Source organism: Spirochaetota bacterium, assembly GCA_034190085.1.
Classification (GTDB): Bacteria; Spirochaetota; UBA4802; order UBA4802; family JAFGDQ01; genus JAXHTS01.
In genome coordinates, this window is record JAXHTS010000049.1 from 42176 (window position 1) to 58281 (window position 16106).

At 37.1% G+C, this 16106-nt stretch carries 15 protein-coding genes; 10 read left to right on the forward strand and 5 right to left on the reverse strand.

The genetic code is table 11. From position 1 onward, the window contains the following. The first annotated feature begins 351 nt into the window (after positions 1–351). Positions 352–702 (forward strand): hypothetical protein, encoded by a 351-nt coding sequence (locus SVZ03_08860; GenBank protein ID MDY6934314.1) that lies wholly within the window; start codon positions 352–354, stop codon positions 700–702. A 486-nt stretch (positions 703–1188) separates the two neighbouring features. Then, positions 1189–2355: a hypothetical protein gene (locus SVZ03_08865; protein ID MDY6934315.1), complete on the forward strand. Its 1167-nt coding sequence runs from the start codon at positions 1189–1191 to the stop codon at positions 2353–2355. Between the two features lie 115 nt (positions 2356–2470). Here the strand turns inward: SVZ03_08865 and SVZ03_08870 are convergent, their stop codons facing one another. Further along, a complete protein-coding gene (locus SVZ03_08870; GenBank protein ID MDY6934316.1) occupies positions 2471–3409 on the reverse strand; it encodes an aldo/keto reductase in 939 nt (312 codons plus the stop codon). 376 nt (positions 3410–3785) lie between these two features. Here SVZ03_08870 and umuD point away from each other — a divergent pair, with 376 nt between their 5' ends. The 5 genes from umuD to tsaD all read left to right on the forward strand — a co-directional run bounded on the left by umuD (position 3786) and on the right by tsaD (position 8259). Beyond that, positions 3786–4232 (forward strand): translesion error-prone DNA polymerase V autoproteolytic subunit, encoded by a 447-nt coding sequence (gene umuD / locus SVZ03_08875; protein MDY6934317.1) that lies wholly within the window; start codon positions 3786–3788, stop codon positions 4230–4232. A 7-nt stretch (positions 4233–4239) separates the two neighbouring features. Continuing rightward, on the forward strand, positions 4240–5523 hold the full coding sequence (locus tag SVZ03_08880) for a Y-family DNA polymerase (GenBank protein MDY6934318.1): 1284 nt from the start codon (positions 4240–4242) through the stop codon (positions 5521–5523). 105 nt (positions 5524–5628) lie between these two features. Beyond that, on the forward strand, positions 5629–5892 hold the full coding sequence (locus tag SVZ03_08885) for a hypothetical protein (GenBank protein MDY6934319.1): 264 nt from the start codon (positions 5629–5631) through the stop codon (positions 5890–5892). An 8-nt stretch (positions 5893–5900) separates the two neighbouring features. Beyond that, the gene (locus SVZ03_08890; protein ID MDY6934320.1) at positions 5901–7268 is read left to right on the forward strand and encodes a S41 family peptidase; all 1368 of its coding nucleotides are present in this window, start codon (positions 5901–5903) and stop codon (positions 7266–7268) included. Beyond that, positions 7258–8259 carry a tRNA (adenosine(37)-N6)-threonylcarbamoyltransferase complex transferase subunit TsaD gene (gene tsaD, locus SVZ03_08895; protein MDY6934321.1) on the forward strand — a complete coding sequence of 334 codons (1002 nt, stop codon included), beginning with the start codon at positions 7258–7260 and terminating at the stop codon, positions 8257–8259. Before SVZ03_08890 ends, tsaD begins: the two co-directional genes overlap by 11 nt. A 124-nt stretch (positions 8260–8383) precedes the next feature. Here the strand turns inward: tsaD and SVZ03_08900 are convergent, their stop codons facing one another. Both SVZ03_08900 and SVZ03_08905 read right to left on the reverse strand, forming a co-directional pair. Next, positions 8384–10423 carry a TonB-dependent receptor gene (locus SVZ03_08900; GenBank protein ID MDY6934322.1) on the reverse strand — a complete coding sequence of 680 codons (2040 nt, stop codon included), beginning with the start codon at positions 10421–10423 and terminating at the stop codon, positions 8384–8386. Then, positions 10410–11114: a YIP1 family protein gene (locus SVZ03_08905; protein ID MDY6934323.1), complete on the reverse strand. Its 705-nt coding sequence runs from the start codon at positions 11112–11114 to the stop codon at positions 10410–10412. The genes SVZ03_08900 and SVZ03_08905 overlap by 14 nt, the downstream gene beginning before the upstream one ends. Before the next feature lie 730 nt (positions 11115–11844). Between SVZ03_08905 and SVZ03_08910 the strand changes: the two genes are divergently transcribed. Genes SVZ03_08910 through SVZ03_08920 form a run of 3 tightly spaced genes read left to right on the forward strand, consistent with a single transcriptional unit; the run spans position 11845 to position 14319 of the window. Further along, positions 11845–12543 (forward strand): YggS family pyridoxal phosphate-dependent enzyme, encoded by a 699-nt coding sequence (locus tag SVZ03_08910; GenBank protein ID MDY6934324.1) that lies wholly within the window; start codon positions 11845–11847, stop codon positions 12541–12543. Continuing rightward, a complete protein-coding gene (gene proC, locus SVZ03_08915; GenBank protein MDY6934325.1) occupies positions 12536–13342 on the forward strand; it encodes a pyrroline-5-carboxylate reductase in 807 nt (268 codons plus the stop codon). Before SVZ03_08910 ends, proC begins: the two co-directional genes overlap by 8 nt. Further along, a complete protein-coding gene (locus SVZ03_08920) occupies positions 13339–14319 on the forward strand; it encodes a M23 family metallopeptidase (protein ID MDY6934326.1) in 981 nt (326 codons plus the stop codon). The genes proC and SVZ03_08920 overlap by 4 nt, the downstream gene beginning before the upstream one ends. Here SVZ03_08920 and SVZ03_08925 read toward each other — a convergent pair. Then, positions 14309–15058, reverse strand: coding sequence for an NTP transferase domain-containing protein (locus SVZ03_08925; GenBank protein ID MDY6934327.1), 750 nt, complete (start codon positions 15056–15058; stop codon positions 14309–14311). The genes SVZ03_08920 and SVZ03_08925 overlap by 11 nt on opposite strands. Further along, the gene (locus SVZ03_08930; protein ID MDY6934328.1) at positions 15055–15687 is read right to left on the reverse strand and encodes an HAD hydrolase-like protein; all 633 of its coding nucleotides are present in this window, start codon (positions 15685–15687) and stop codon (positions 15055–15057) included. Before SVZ03_08930 ends, SVZ03_08925 begins: the two co-directional genes overlap by 4 nt. Between the last annotated feature and the right edge of the window lie 419 nt (positions 15688–16106).

The window sequence follows — 16106 nt, forward strand, 5'->3', positions numbered from 1 at the left end:
AATCAGACAGGGTGATAGGATTTAAAGGGATATAAATCCAGTTAATCTAATTTTTAAAGATTAATGCTAATATAGTTATAAAAGTTAATAAATACAGGATAAAATTTCGATTTACAGGACATCAAAGAAAAATCCCTGTAATATTGTTATCCTATTCAAAATTTTTCTTTTCTTTCCTGCTTGAGTAAAGTGTCCTAAAAATAAATTTGCGCCCTGAAATGTATATCTCTATAAATATCTTTTTTTGTTTGACAAGACCATTTCATTTTATATAGTTTTACGATCAGAAATTCATGAAAATATTCTTTAAAAAAACATATAATCATTTAAGAAAGTTTACTCATGAAGGGGATGAAAATAAAAAACAGACGACGCGGTCCTGATATTCTTATTAAATGGATCAATTATATAGCTGTATCCTGTTGGATATTTATATTTACTATATTTATAATAGTATCTATTGCTAAACCTCCGGTAGAAGGCTTCTTCGATCGGCAATATGGTATTCAGGTAAACAACACATGGGATAGGACACTGCTTGAATATGCCTTCTATCTTATGTTTCCCCTGTTGATAATCTGCGGTATTGGTTTGTTAATCAATTCTACTCGACATAAGCGAAAAACTGATACATACAATAAAACCCTAATCGTATGTTTTGTCCTATCCATATTAGGTATTACCTACTTTTTATTTACATAACCTATTAAACATTAATTCTTCAATCTTAATCTATTGGTTTAGAATGTCTGTTTTCTCTCCTTTTATTTTATTAAACTAGCTCAATATCATATCCTTAATGAAAATATATTTTATGCATGGAATTGTTAGAATACTCTTTGAATACTGGGCAATGACACTGTTAGGATCATCCTTAGGGGATATCAATTTTGTTTCTATTTACTTTTTTTTACATTGACAAAATACTCTTGATTTATACTTTACATTCTATAAATTTGGTTATCAATATTCAAATAGTGTGATATTTGAATAGGGTTCTATTCTACATATCCTAAATAATTAATAATTTGATAACATTGCTCCTTTCAAGCGAAGATTAGGATGAATAATAACTATCTTTCATTCTGTTCCTTAAGTCCTACCTCCCTTATGGAAGAAAATGTATTTTTCTTTCGAGTTTTCACTCTAATTAGGTTACAAGAAATTACAGCGTTGGAGAATATATAAATGAATACAAAAAGGGCTATAACATCAATAATCATTTTTATGTGTATCTTTTCATGTAAAACAACAGAAAAAGAAGAAAAGCCAAAAGCGCCAGAGAAGGTTAAAGATGGACTTGGTAAAATATTCTGGGAAGACGGATCAATTAGGGGTGAAGGTAATTTTATCAATTATCAAAAGAACGGCAAATGGATATTATACTATAAAGGCATAGGGAAGAAACAGGCTGAGGGTAAACATATAAATGATCAACAAGAGGGGAAGTGGATTTTCTTCCATAAAAACGGCACTAAGAGCATTGAGGGTGAATTTAAAAATGGACAGAAGATTGGTGAATGGCAAGCTTATTATAATACTGGACAACTGTTATGGAAAGCAAATTATATATTAAGGACTATTGAAGGTATGAAAGTCGGTGCTATTGAAGGTATGAAAATATCATACTATAAATCTGGTAAGGTATGGAAAGAGGAGGAATTTCGTAGAGCCGTTAAGAGGGGAAGGTCACAGGAGTACTATGAAAATGGGAAGCCAAAGGAGATAGCATGGTTCAAAAATGATAAATATAATGGCAAAGTGAATAAGTGGTGGGGGAATGGCAATCCAAGCGAAAATGGTTTTTATGTTAATGATAAAAGAACTGGAGAATGGAAATTCTTTTTTGAGAATGGCAGAAAAAAAATGACTGGCAGATATGCTAAAGGGAAAATGGAAGGCATATGGAAAATCTACTCACCAGAAGGAGGATTGGAATCAACCGGAAACTTTGAAGGGGGCAAACAGGTTGGAGTTTGGACCTATTATAATAAAAAGCGTCAAATAACCAAAAAATTGACTATAAACGGCGGGATGATTACAGGCAAGTGCTGGATCTATGAAAATAATAAGCTTACTGGGGAGGGTGAGATGACGGGGCTTGCAAAAAAGCCCAAGAAGAATGGACAATGGAAGGAATTCTATCCAAATGGTAAGGTTAAATATGTGGGTAATTTCCAGCTTGGGAAAAAGAATGGTACTTTTAAGGAATATTATTCTAATGGCAAACTGATGTCAGAGGGTAGTTATATGCTAAATAAGAAGAATGGGAAATGGACATTCTATAATAAGAATGGATCTATTGATACTGAAAAATCTGGTAACTATATGATGGATAAGAAAACTAAGTTTTAGCCAAATAATGCACAGTGTTTTATCCTGTAATTGTTCAGTGAGTAAGCCTTAGGGAGTATTGAATTTTACAACAGGAGCGGATTAAGTTATACCCAGCTAAGGACCTTAATAAGGGTTACTGATAAACACTTTTTGATAGGGTGTTGAGTATATCCATATCCTTTTCTGATAGGGTGAACTCAGTCCCCTTCATATTTTCCAGAACCTGTTTTCTGTTTCTGGCGCCAACGATTGTGGATGCTACACCTTCTTGAGATAGAAGCCATGATATTGCAAGATTGGATGGTTTAATACCCTTTTCTTCAGCCATCTCATCCATTTTATCCACTAGAGCCTTGACCCCATCCCAGTATTTTTTTTGGAAATATTTATAAAAGAATGAGCGCGCATCTGTTATGCCGAATTTCGGCAATTCTTTGTATTTCCCTGTGAGCATGCCGCCGCCAATGGATCCGTAGGTTATAATGCCAATATTATTATCTATACAGATTCCTTTAATATTCTCCTCAATGCTGCGCTCCAATAAGGAATATTGAGATTGTAGTGTCGTAATGGTGGCGTACTTCAAGGATTCCTCTATCTCCTTATCACTGAAATTAGATATTCCTATATACCGAATTTTTCCCTCATCTTGATGCTTCAATAGAGCCTTCATGGTATCCTCAATTGGGATATTTGGATCGGGCCAATGGCATTGATAAAGATCGATATAATCAGTCTGTAATCTTTTTAGTGATTGCGCAAGCTCATATTCTATAAAATCAGGGGATAGGTTTTTTTTATATTTATCGTCTATATTTAGGCCACATTTTGTGGCAATTATTACTTCCTCTCTCTTATTCTTTATAATTTTTCCTATCAACGATTCAGCATGGCCGTCGCCATAAGCTGGGGCAGTGTCTATGGTATTTATCCCATTATCGAGAGCTGACTCAATTGCATTAATAGCATCATTTTCATCATACTTGCCCCAATTGCTGCCGCCTATTGCCCAGGTGCCTAGGATAATCCTTGATATATTTAAGTCGCTGTTCCCAAGTTTCATATATTTCATAATTTAAACGTCCCGTATACAAAGTTGAATATCTTCCCTGTGTCTTTGAGAGGGATAGATTCATCATTATTTTATCCTTAATCCTCACAATGCTTCTCTACATTTTATCCAATGCTGAAAATATACCTAAGAATCAATATAGTCAAGATAAATCTTATGACATATATTTATTCTGATAGAAATTTCGAGTTGTAACTATATTCAATAACCTTGATTGTTTAAGTAGGTTTTAATATTTTCAAAGGGGCGCTAAACATTAGTTGACATAAGAGATTCGAGGGATACAATAATGTGTAATAGGCCTTGTCAGCGTATTGGCAGGGGGGAGGGCTGATCGCACTCCCATGCACTCCATATGATGAGGGAATTTATGAACATGCCAAAGCTGAAAGATGTTTACATTGAAGGAATATACCGTGCGGAAGCGAGGAACTCTCTCACTCTTCCGCTCTTTGTGACCAGCATATCCGCAGGGTTCCCCTCGCCTGCGGATGATTATATTGACAAGAGGCTCGATCTTAATGAGTTTCTCATTCGACATCCTGCTGCCACCTTCTTTGTGCGAGTCTCTGGGGATTCCATGATAGATGCAGGCATTCATCCCGATGATATTCTTATTGTGGATAGGGCGGTAGAGGCGGTCAATAACAAGATTGTGATTGCCGTGCTCAATGGGGAACTTACAGTGAAACGTTTGCGAATAGAGGGGGAGGCCGTCTACCTGTACCCCGAAAATGATGAATACAGTCCCATCGAGATAACCCCACAGATGCAGTTCGAGGTATGGGGCGTGGTTATTCATGTAATTCATTCTATAAAGTAGGATAGGCATGAGAGAAATTTTTGCGCTGGTGGATTGCAACAATTTTTATGTTTCTTGCGAAGGGGTATTCAATCCACAGCTATGGGGTAGGCCGGTAATTGTGCTCTCCAACAATGATGGCAATGTTATTTCCAGATCCAATGAGGCAAAGGAATTGGGCATAGCCATGGGGGCTCCCCTCTTCGAGTGCGCCAAATTGGTAAGAAAACATGATGTGAAGCTTTTCTCTTCTAATTATGCTCTATATGGGAACATGTCGTATCGGGTAATGCAAACCCTGGCGCAGTGCGTCCCAGATATGGAGATATATTCGATTGATGAAGCCTTTCTCTCCTTTACAGGGATGAGCCATCTTGATACTGTTGCCTATGGGCATCATATTAAGGATATAACAAAACAGTGGACCGGCATTCCTGTTTCCATAGGGATAGGCCCATCAAAGACACTTGCCAAACTCGCAAGCCTCCTCGCTAAAAGGCATCCTCAACACAGAGGCGTGTTTGATATTACCGAGCATCCCGATTATGAGAGGTTGTTGGATTCAGTGGATGTGAAGGACGTGTGGGGAATTGGAAGCCAGTACGAGAAGATGCTTAAAAGGAATGGCGTCAATACAGCCTTTCAGCTTGCTCAGTCCCCTGATGCGTGGGTGAGAAAACGAATGACAATCATGGGACTACGTACGGTTTGCGAGCTACGTGGCGTCTCTTGCATCCCTTTGGAGCAAATGCCGGACCCGAAGAAGGGGATCTTTAGTTCCAGGTCTTTTGGGCGTCCAGTGGAAAAACTGGGGGAATTAAAGGAGGCGCTTGCGGCCTATACTGCACGGGCTGCTGAGAAGTTGCGGCTGCAAGATTCGGTAGCTTCTTATATCAATGTGTTTATCGCCACAAATCGTTTTAAGCAAGAGCCACAATATTCCAATTCAATCACCTATCGCCTTCCTGTCCCAACATCATATACGCCTGAGTTGATTCGCTATGCGCATAACAGCCTTGACAGAATTTTCCGTAGTGGATATCGCTACAAAAAAACAGGCATAATGCTCATGGAGATCATCCCCAAGGAAGATGCCCAACTCAATCTATTTATGCCTTCCGGAGACACAGAGCGGGAAAGGGCTATCATGAAGACAATCGATTATATAAATGCACGCTGGGGACGCAACACTGTGCGTTATGCAGCGGAGGGTAGCGGAAAGCCTTGGCAGATGAGAAGGTCCTATCTATCGAAGGGCTATACAACCAGGTGGCAGGACATCCCCCTTGTTAAGGCATCATACCCATTTTGACAATAGTTACATACATGTAATTTATTGAGATTTTGATGTGCTAAAATATATTGACACCTTAAAGCAAATTATATATATTACTTCTATAATCAAATGGGATTTGATATGAAAAACATTACGCTAATTGTCCTTTTTTTTCTGATTCTGGGGTGCACAAGTAAGAAAATTACTGAAAGAGAGTTTGGCACTATTTTTGGTGAATATATCCAGAGGGAATTTGTAGAGAGCTTTGATGAAAAGCAATCAGTCTCTCAGAGAGAAAAGATTCTTATGGATGTATTGTCCAAGCATAAGATTGACTTTGAAATGTTTAAAGAATATATGCGTAAAAAGCATGAGGATAAATATAAGAAGATTTTTTTGGAGTAACAGATTAGATGAAAAAAAAGATAAAAGAGAGAAGGCTGCATCTTCTATTTCTGTTTTTTTTATTAGGTTTTTTCCTTGGAATAAACCGCTCCTTTCTATCATCGAGTGGAGAGCCTGCCCATAAATACCTGGATTATTTCCATCAGGTCTACCAGATAATAAAGACTGACTTTGTTGAGACTCCGAAGACCGAAGAGCTGTTTTATGGGGCTATTGAGGGAATTGTAAGATCCTTGAATGATCCCTATTCTAGGTTTCTTGGTGAAGAGGATTATTACGAATTGAGGGAGGAGACTACTGGTAAATTTGTAGGTGTTGGGATAGAGATTACGGTTAAAGAGGGTGAGATTGTTGTAATCTCGCCCATTGAGGACACTCCAGCTATGAGAGCCGGTATACAAACCGGTGACATAATCGTTAAAGTAGATGATATTCAAATCAAAAACAAAAAACTCTCGGAAATCGTAAAGATGATAAAGGGATTACCTCATACAAAGGTTAAACTATTTGTGAGGCGGGAGGGATTTGCTGAACTTCTCGAATTTAATATTGAGAGGGTCCCCATAAAGATTGAAACCGTAAACTATGACATTCTTAAGGATTTGAATATTGGGTATCTTAAGATAAAGGTCTTTAGCTCGAATACACCCAGAGATGTAGAGAAGGCTTTAGATTATTTTAATAAAAAGGGTATAGAAAGGGTTATTATCGATCTTCGGTGGAATCCTGGCGGTCTCTTAGATAAGGCTATCAGCATATCTGATATGTTTCTCGATAAGGGAAGAATTATTGTCTCAACCAAAGGGAGAGAAGGGGTAGGGAACATAAATGAATTCAAATCCCTAAATAAACCCTTATATAATGGCAAACTTGTTGTGCTGGTGAATGAGGGAAGCGCCTCTGCTTCTGAGATATTTTCCGGAGCCATAAGGGATAACAATCGCGGAAAACTAGTTGGCGAAAAAACGTTTGGAAAAGGTTCAGTTCAGAAGGTCTTTGGTCTTGATGAAGATATCGGAATTACACTTACAATTGCTAAGTACTATACTCCCTCAGGAGTTTCAATACATGGGAAGGGATTGAAGCCTGATTATCGAATTTCGAGGAAGAATATATATGAAGCAGACAAAGAGAATATTAGCGTTATTATTAAAGAGGGATTGACTGAAAAATTTGTAGCATCAAATGGGATTTACTCTGATGAGAATGTGAAGAGGTTTAAGGATTTTTTAGATAGCAAAGGCCTTTCAATCTCATTGCATAGCGCGGGTTTTATTTTAAAGAGAGAGATCAGTAAGTATTCAAAGCGTCCCATCTATGATATGGAATACGATAATCAATTAAAACAGGCAATTGCGATAATTAATGAGCGATAAATCCGATATTATCGGACTTGGGCTGGAAAGCTCCTGCGATGAGACTTCTGCCTCGGTTGTCAAAAACGGGGAAGAAATACTCTCAAACATAACATTCAGCCAGATTGACATTCACCAGGAATATTCCGGTGTAGTCCCGGAGATTGCTTCCAGGGCTCATATAGAGGTGATCAATGGGCTCATTAGCAAGGCCCTTGATCGGGCAGGTGTAGGGTTTAGGTCGCTTGACTATGTGGCAGCTACAAACAGGCCTGGTTTAGTAGGATCTCTCTTAATAGCCCTGCAGTCTGCAAAGGCCATCTCATATTCACTAAATATTCCACTAATTTGTATAAACCATCTTGAGGCTCATCTCTATGCCCCCTTTTTGGAAGCACAAATGCTATTTTTTCCATATATTGGGTTGGTCGTTTCTGGTGGCAATACTGTTCTTTACCATGTTCAGGGGATAGGAAGATTAGAAATAATAGGCAAAACCGTTGACGATGCTGTTGGAGAGGCCTTTGACAAGGTTGCAAAATTTTTAGAATTAGGCTATCCCGGTGGACCAATAATTGAGAAGATGGCAAAACTCGCAACAGAGAGGAGGATGATATTCCCTAAAATACTTGCAGATAATAATGACGATTTCAGATTCTCTTATAGCGGGATAAAGACAGCGGTGATAAACTATGTTAAAAAAAATCCGGATATGGATACTAGAGAGATAGCATATAGCTTCCAGGAGAGAAGCCTTGAGATTCTTATAAGAAGAGTCCTTGCGGCGGCAAGGCTCTATAAAATCAAAGATATCGTTGTCACTGGAGGGGTTGCTTCAAACGGTAGACTCAGGGAGATGCTCATGGAAGGCATGAGGGATGATGAAAGGTTATTGATTCCATCCCCAATATTATGCACGGATAATGCTGCAATGGTAGGCGGACTCGGTTTTCAGTATTATAGAAAAAATATCTTCAGTGATCTTTCCATTGATGTTGCCCCAAGAGCGTAATCATTTTAATTACCTCCATCTTTGAAAACATCTTAAATTCCCTCTCAGCCCTTGCAAGAATGATAATCAAACACTATGAAGGAATTATGAGAGTATTATATTTAATTTGGTTTGTGATTTCAGACTAGAATGAATAAGCAAGAAAGAAATAGTAATTTCTTCCGATTTCCGGCACCCTTATGCCGGTTCTAAAAGGATCCCTCTGATAAGAGAGATGTTCATAGTACTGTCTGTCAAAGATATTCTGAATTCCGGCAAATAGATTAAACATTCTATACTTCATCCCAATCTTTATGTTGAATATACTCCAACCAGGGGTCTTCTCTTCATTGAGATCAGAATCTATACGATCCTGGTCATCGGATATTAGGCTCTCAATCTCTGTAAAATAATCATCCATTTCCCAGCGCAGGGCTATTCTGCTCGTTATTGGTGGAGTTTCGAATAAGGGTTTTTCATAAGTGTCATCACGACCAAGGGAATAGGATAAACCCCATTGAAGGTCGAGATGAAAGGGAAGATATATTGTTGAACTCAATTCGCCCCCATATAGTGTTGCATCGATATTTCTATAGCTTTTAGCATTCTTATTCACTCCAGTAATATTGAAAATGGTAATATAATCCTTCACATCACTATAGAAGACTACTGCCTTACAAAAAAATAAATCTTCAATAAATTTAATTCCAAAATCGACCTCCCTATTCTTTACATTATCAAGCTTCGGATTTCCAACCCAATTAGGATTGGTCATTGGTTTTTCTAAGGCAAAATATCTTTCAACCGGATCAGGAACCCTGGTCGCATGTCCCAATCCAGAGAAAAGCTCGATCCTTTTGGTCATTTTGTAGGTTACCTGTATATTGCCATCCCCATAGGAATCAGTCTCTTCTCGGCTGGCGTTTTCATGATATTGAGTGTAAAGGGGGGTTCGATCATTGTGAGCCTCGGATTTAGTTTGGTTAAATCTTGCGCCGATGATTAATGCTATTTTTCTTATAGGCTGAGTATATTCAATAAAGGTTCCAACGTTGCTTATATCAACATTAGGAATTGAATTCTGAGTTCCGGTGGGCAATGTTGTTTCCGTATTCCAATTCCGCATATAGTAGTCAATTCCGATAGTCATAGTTCCTGTGTACAGTTGTAGTTCAAAGCCAATCTTCCCTCCATAGGTCTCTGTCTCAGCCTTAGTCTTCATCATATAACCTGATGGCCAGCTTACAGAGGAGACCCTTCTGCTATCAGTCATATCATGTTCCACTTCATTAAAGTAAAATTGGGCCTCAACCTTCCTTATCCATTCACATAATTCTGATATTTGATAGGTAAGATTCAATCTATCCGTATCATCAAAAACGGCATCCATAAGAAGATAGGGATAGATAATGTCATTGGCCTCCTGGCGAGAATAGCTAATCGCTATCCTCTGATTATATGGTAAATTAAATCCAAATTTGATCCAATAGGTCATAATTGAATAGGCCTTATCGTCCTCCTCTTCATCCCTATATCTATTTGTTGAAGATAACGGATATTGCTGCGTAATTCGTTTGCCATCCCCGTCCCTATAGGGGAGTGAATATTTGTAGGAATATCCAAGAAGGGCATCCATTTCTTCATTACCATAGGAGGCCTTTGCTGAAGTGGATATGTTTTTATAGGATCCTATAAATGTATTAATGCCGCCATTCAATCCCTTTTCTGGCTTTATTGTTCTAATATCAATGATACCACCGAGGCCACCAGGATTTTTTACGTCAAAGGGTCCCTTTTGAACAGATATCTCTTCAACCTCTGCAAAATCGACATGAAATGAGGATGGATCCATGCGATTTGGGCAGGCTCCATGAATCATCATCCCATCGATGAGTACTGTGAGGTTGTCCTTCTGGAATCCCCTAATGGTAATGTCATTGGCTATAGTACCTTTTCTAATAGCACTAACCCCTTCTACAGATTTTAGGGCCTCCCCCACATCCCTGGCCGACGTTTCTCTGACTTCCTTGATATCGATACGATCCTCTGGGTTGATCTCCCTCTCTCCACTCACAATTATCTCTTCAAGGGTTATGGGATCTGCAAATGATTGTATCTGCAATATTAGAAGTATTGTATATAAGTAGACAATGACAGTTCGCAAAGGCATTTTACTCTTTTTCATTTGATTCCTCTAAAAGCTTTTCAGACATTTTTCTATATTCTTCAATCGCCTTCCTCTGCTCATTTGGCAATTCCCTCATGATTTTTTCAGATTCTTCAATTACATCATCAGTAACATTCGTAACCGCTCTATAACAGACCAAAGAACCCAGAATAGATATTGTTGGAATAATTGCAAGTATTATTGATACAATCTTTGCTATATCTTCCTTACAACTGAGGGCATGCACGAGTGAATTAAATAGTAACCAAATCCCATAGAGCACTATTACGATGGAAATAATAGAGCCAAAGGTAATATTGATCCCATATGTAAACCATAGTATTGCATTTATTGGGAAGAGAAGAGAAAGGGAAGCAGCAACCCTCAGGTTAGCCTCATAACTTGTGTCTCCACTACATATTGCAGAGATCAGAAGAAGTATAAGAGCCCCTATGAATAGTCCGATTAGTGCATATAGGGGAGCAATAATGATATTGCTAATACTGCTAGTCGCACCGACTACCTTTAAACCTAATACGCTCCAGAACAGGCTTATCAATCCAGCAATTATACCATATGCTGCAGCCTTTATGATAGGATCAATATAACCGCCTTCCTTTGCCATGGATGAGAAGTACGCTTTTGGAGATAGTAAAGTACTCTTAGAATCATCAATTAATTTTTGAAAATTGAATCCACCCTCTTTCATACCTAACCTCCATCAATTAAAGTTTAATTCAATTATTGGCAAAACATGCTTAAACGTATCCATCCTTTTGTCAAGAATTATTGCCTTGATCTCCAATCAAAGCTCCTAATTGATATGGATTGTAAATAGATACTCTTCACATCAGTAGGTGAGGTAAGTCCATTCCCTTGTATGAAACGTTTTATAATTTCTCCCGTTCAGATATCATACCTAATATCAAGCAGGTTTAATATACTAATAATAATGGAATAAGTTATGTAAACAAAATATTTACAAATGTTCAATGAATTTTCCTAAACAAAAAAAAGAATATTGACTTACAAAGTTCAATGGGTTATCATTGATGAATTTTCAATCTAAGCCATTCACATTTTTTTATTAAAATAATTGAAACAATACCCTTTCATATGCCGAAATATTATATTGAGAAGGGATGGCATATTATTAATTGAGTAAGGATTGATTTATTGACCTTTGATAATGCAACATTTTTATTTTTCATTGACAACAGAAACAATATGTCGCATTATCCTACAATTGCTATTCTATATTTAGAAGACTTTTATAGGCCTAATGCTATTATCTATCGTAAATAGATACCAGTGAGTTATAGACCTCAAGAAGAAAGAGTATATTATTGCTGAACTGAAGTTGTATAAGCTATTGTGAACCGACGAATGCTTGTGTTGCAATGAATGCTGTATGACAAAAAAGAATCTAATGAATAATAATGGGTATCCTTGATAACTATAACAATTTAAAGGAAGAGATTAAGAAAGTAGCTATTGATGTTGGAAGGGATCCTGAAGAGATTGAGGTAGTAGCGATAAGTAAGACATTCCCAACTAAGATTGTACAGGAAGCTATTGATGCTGGTATAGGGCTCTTTGGCGAAAACAAGGTTCAGGAGGCAAAGGGTAAAATTCAAGAACTTAAGGGAGATTTTCAATTCCATATGGTAGGTCATCTCCAATCGAATAAGGCGAAGGATGCTGTCAGTCTCTTTGATCTCATTCATTCAATAGATAAATTAAATACAGCCCTTAGAATTGATAAGGAAGCGGAAAAGATAGGTAAAAAACAAAAGATTCTCTTACAGGTAAACACCTCCGGAGAAGATACTAAAAGCGGAGTCCAACCAGGCATGGTGCTGGATATTTGTAATGATATTACAGAATTATTCAATATTCAACTCTGTGGATTGATGACAATTGGTCCCATGACAAGGAATAATGATATGATTCGTGATTCCTTCAGAATGTTAAAACAATTATTGAATGATGTTAATGAGAGCATTGGGTTGAATATCGATGTCCTATCCATGGGGATGTCATCAGACTATAAAATTGCGATTGAGGAAGGCTCTACAATGCTAAGGGTTGGAACCGCAATCTTTGGAGAGAGGAATAGGGCAGGTCATCATGCTTAGGGATAAGTCAATCGGTTGCATTGGTGCTGGGAATATGGGTAGTGCTATAATAGCACATCTTTCCAAGAATATTGACAGGAATAATATTTCTATTTTTGATATCGATGAAGAAAAAATAGAATATGTGAAAAAGAATTATAATATTGTTACTCACTATACCCTTCAAGGATTAACGGACAGAAGTGACATCATTATTATTGCGGTTAAGCCTGATATTTTGCCTTCAGTAGTAAAAGAGATAAAGGGTCAACTTGCAAAGAAGATAATTGTTTCCATCGCAGCTGGAATAGCCATAAGCACAATAGAGGATATCCTCAAAACTCCGCATAAAATTGTTCGTGTGATGCCAAACATGCCTGCCATGATTGGCAGTGGGATGTCTGTAATCTCTCCGAATATAAATGTGGAAGAAGAATCATTGAATATGGTACTTGAGATATTCTCATATCTTGGGAAGGTGATGATCTTATCTGAAGAATATATGGATGCGGTTACAGCGCTTTCTGGATGTGGTCCAGCTTATGGATTTATGTTAATTCAGGCTATGACTGACAGCGGGGTAAGGATGGGTATCCCTCGGGACAAGGCGCTTATCCTTTCAGCGCAGACGATCCTCGGTGCGGCAGAAATGCTGATCAGAACTGGAGAAGACCCTGTAGTATTAAGGGGAAGGGTAACATCTCCCGGCGGAGCTACCATTGAAGCGGTTCATATGCTTGAAAGGCTTGCATTTTCCGGAATTGTCATGGATGCAATTGAGGCAGCAAAAACAAGATCAAAGGAGCTTGGATTAAAGTGATAATACGCGGTTTTCCAATAACAAATTATCAAGCAAGAGAAATGAAGAAATACCTTTTAGGCCTCCTTCTTATGATTGTTGCAGTTTTTCTTATTGGAAATATCATTGCAGCGATCTTCATAGAGAGAATCAAGGTTAATGCTGAAAGCTACATAATTAAGGATGGATTCCCATTTTTTAAGTCTGAAGGTGAATATTTGCACCTTATAAGATCTTATCCTTATGATTTGGGGTTGGGGACAAATTTAAATATACACAGGATGAGGAGGGGAGAATCCTACTGGAATGTTGCAATGAGGAATAATATTTCAATAGATACATTAATTGCGGCAAATCCTTTTTTAACATCATTGCTTGCTAAGGAGGGTATTGAAATTGTTGTTCCACAAGAAGAGGGCGTGCTCATGGCATTAGATAACTTTTATGATGTATGGCGAATGTCGAAGAAGTTAGGCTATAAAGATAAAATCAGAGGGGAATATTTTCCTTCTATATTCAGGCTTTTTTCTCTTGATGATATTAGGTTAGTTTTCTTTAAGGCTGTAAAGCCTGAAGTAGTAAATAATCACCTTGAAGGATTATATAAAATAAGAAAGATATTTCAGTCTCCAATTAAAGGGTATTATACATCATTATATGGAACCAGGATTGATCCTTTTCTGCATGGAAAGCATTTTCATAATGGAATAGACATAAGGGCAAGGACAAGAACTCCTATACATCCTGCGAGGAAGGGGATCGTCACCCTGTCAAAGTGGTTAGATGGATATGGAAAAACTGTAATCATTCAACATCGAGATGGTTATGCAACAGTCTATGGTCACTGTCATACTCTGAAAGTAAAAAAGGGTGATTGGGTAGAGCAAAGCAATATTATAGGTTTGGTGGGATCTACTGGAAGATCAACGGGCCCCCATCTTCACTTTACAATAATGAGGCATGGGAGGATAATAGATCCACTTAGATTTATCTGGTAGATTTTATGAGTTGTTTATTTGTTAATATATCCTTCTCTGTTCTTATGAGATCATCTTCTGTGTCAACTTCATGCCATTGGAAACCAGAAAGGTCACATATTTGAGGAGCTGTCTTCTCATCTTCTGCTAAAGTTTGTAAAATATCTTCAACAACAGCCCCATCGCCGCGTCTCTTGAGTGTTTCTTGTATAGCATTTCGATAAGCTTCTTCCATTGAGATATCAACATAGGTCATCCCGATATATCCACAATTATAATCATTAAGCCCTTTCCTTATTTGATCAATTGAAATAGAGCCATTGCATTTTTTTAGTTTCACTTTCATATCGTCATCAGTTAATTCCCTATCAAAATCACACATCGCTGTGATATGCTTGAAGGATTCCTTCATTTTTTTGAACATCGCCCGTGGGTATATATGATCAACGTTAGTTATTAGAAAGGAATCCCCTGAGAATTCCTTTAATCCTCTAATTAAAGAAAATATATTTCCTTTATGAAAGTTTTTGTTTTCTATAGCTTTTACATTTTTTAAATTCCTATTATCAACATGCTCTTTCAACTCCTTGAAATAATAGCCGCCAACAACAATCGCCTCATCAATTATGTTTAATTCTAGAAAATCCAAGATATGATCGATCAATTTTTTGCCATTAACAGAAACCATCCCCTTAGTTCTTCTATGAGTGATCTTGCCCATTCTCTTGCCGACACCGGCTGCTAATATAATTGCTCTCATAGGTTTAAAAGCTCCGTAATTTTTTTTATTGTAATAATAGTTCGATCTAACTTTAGAAAATCTTTAGGATTAAAGATATTGCATAAGCCAATAAAGCTTATTCCATTATATATTGCTTTTTCAGCATCCTTTAAAGAATCCCCAATAAATATAAGTTCCTCTTTATTAATATTATACTTATTGATTACATAATCAAAGTGATCTCTGCCCTTCTCAAAACCTTCCATAAAACCCAAGACTATATCAAACTTAAGACCTTCTCTCTCAATTAATTGATTTATTAGATGTTGGTAGTTGTTTGAAGAAATACCGGCTATATATCCTCTTTCTCTTAATGTTGTAATAGTTTTTCTAACATCATCTGAAAAACTAATATTAAAAAAAACACCCTTTTTAGTCTCTTCAAAGATTGCAGCCTTTTCAGAATTTGTCGGGCAACCAGGTATTATAATTTCGAGCTGTCTAAAGAATGGAACACCGGATGTTTCTAAATATTTTCTTCTGGCCTCTATAAATGATATCTCTGGATGATAATCAGTGATTACTCTTCCCGCAATATCGGCGAATCCATCCATTGTATCAATGAGTGTCCCATCCAAATCAAAAAGGTATACTTTTTTCTCTATCATGTAAATAGAGCCAATAGTTATTTCAATGAGAAGATTGAAAATAATTTTTCATTTTTAAGGATTTAACCTCTTAACGAAAATAACGATCTTTGACTCATACGCATCCCGTGAATGTTAACAAACCTAAGTAATTTCAAACTAATATATTAGTGATTAATTCATTTATGTCAATTATAATTTCGTTAAATAATCAGTAGGGGATAGTAAATTGATTTTACATATTCAAAAAAATGACTATTAATTTTCAGGAGTATGTTTTATTATGTCCCCCAATAAGGATAGGAAGCTCTAATGAAAATATCAAAATAAATCGTATTGTGAGGGGTGGGTGAATTCCTACAAGGAGAAATTATGGGATGGCAAAGTCGATGATGTTATAAAGATATTGGGAAAAGAGGCGTAGAATAGAAAAATAAATC

What these genes read in the sequence shown, in the direction of transcription:
- SVZ03_08885 (MDY6934319.1), top strand. Translation starts at nt 5,629, where the DNA reads ATGAAAAACATTACGCTAATTGTCCTTTTTTTTCTGATTCTGGGGTGC.
- SVZ03_08880 (MDY6934318.1), top strand. Translation starts at nt 4,240, where the DNA reads ATGAGAGAAATTTTTGCGCTGGTGGATTGCAACAATTTTTATGTTTCT.
- SVZ03_08890 (MDY6934320.1), top strand. Translation starts at nt 5,901, where the DNA reads ATGAAAAAAAAGATAAAAGAGAGAAGGCTGCATCTTCTATTTCTGTTT.
- SVZ03_08865 (MDY6934315.1), top strand. Translation starts at nt 1,189, where the DNA reads ATGAATACAAAAAGGGCTATAACATCAATAATCATTTTTATGTGTATC.
- SVZ03_08870 (MDY6934316.1), bottom strand. Translation starts at nt 3,409, where the DNA reads ATGAAATATATGAAACTTGGGAACAGCGACTTAAATATATCAAGGATT.
- SVZ03_08905 (MDY6934323.1), bottom strand. Translation starts at nt 11,114, where the DNA reads ATGAAAGAGGGTGGATTCAATTTTCAAAAATTAATTGATGATTCTAAG.
- SVZ03_08900 (MDY6934322.1), bottom strand. Translation starts at nt 10,423, where the DNA reads ATGAAAAAGAGTAAAATGCCTTTGCGAACTGTCATTGTCTACTTATAT.
- umuD (MDY6934317.1), top strand. Translation starts at nt 3,786, where the DNA reads ATGCCAAAGCTGAAAGATGTTTACATTGAAGGAATATACCGTGCGGAA.
- tsaD (MDY6934321.1), top strand. Translation starts at nt 7,258, where the DNA reads ATGAGCGATAAATCCGATATTATCGGACTTGGGCTGGAAAGCTCCTGC.
- SVZ03_08860 (MDY6934314.1), top strand. Translation starts at nt 352, where the DNA reads ATGAAAATAAAAAACAGACGACGCGGTCCTGATATTCTTATTAAATGG.
- proC (MDY6934325.1), top strand. Translation starts at nt 12,536, where the DNA reads ATGCTTAGGGATAAGTCAATCGGTTGCATTGGTGCTGGGAATATGGGT.
- SVZ03_08925 (MDY6934327.1), bottom strand. Translation starts at nt 15,058, where the DNA reads ATGAGAGCAATTATATTAGCAGCCGGTGTCGGCAAGAGAATGGGCAAG.
- SVZ03_08930 (MDY6934328.1), bottom strand. Translation starts at nt 15,687, where the DNA reads ATGATAGAGAAAAAAGTATACCTTTTTGATTTGGATGGGACACTCATT.
- SVZ03_08910 (MDY6934324.1), top strand. Translation starts at nt 11,845, where the DNA reads ATGGGTATCCTTGATAACTATAACAATTTAAAGGAAGAGATTAAGAAA.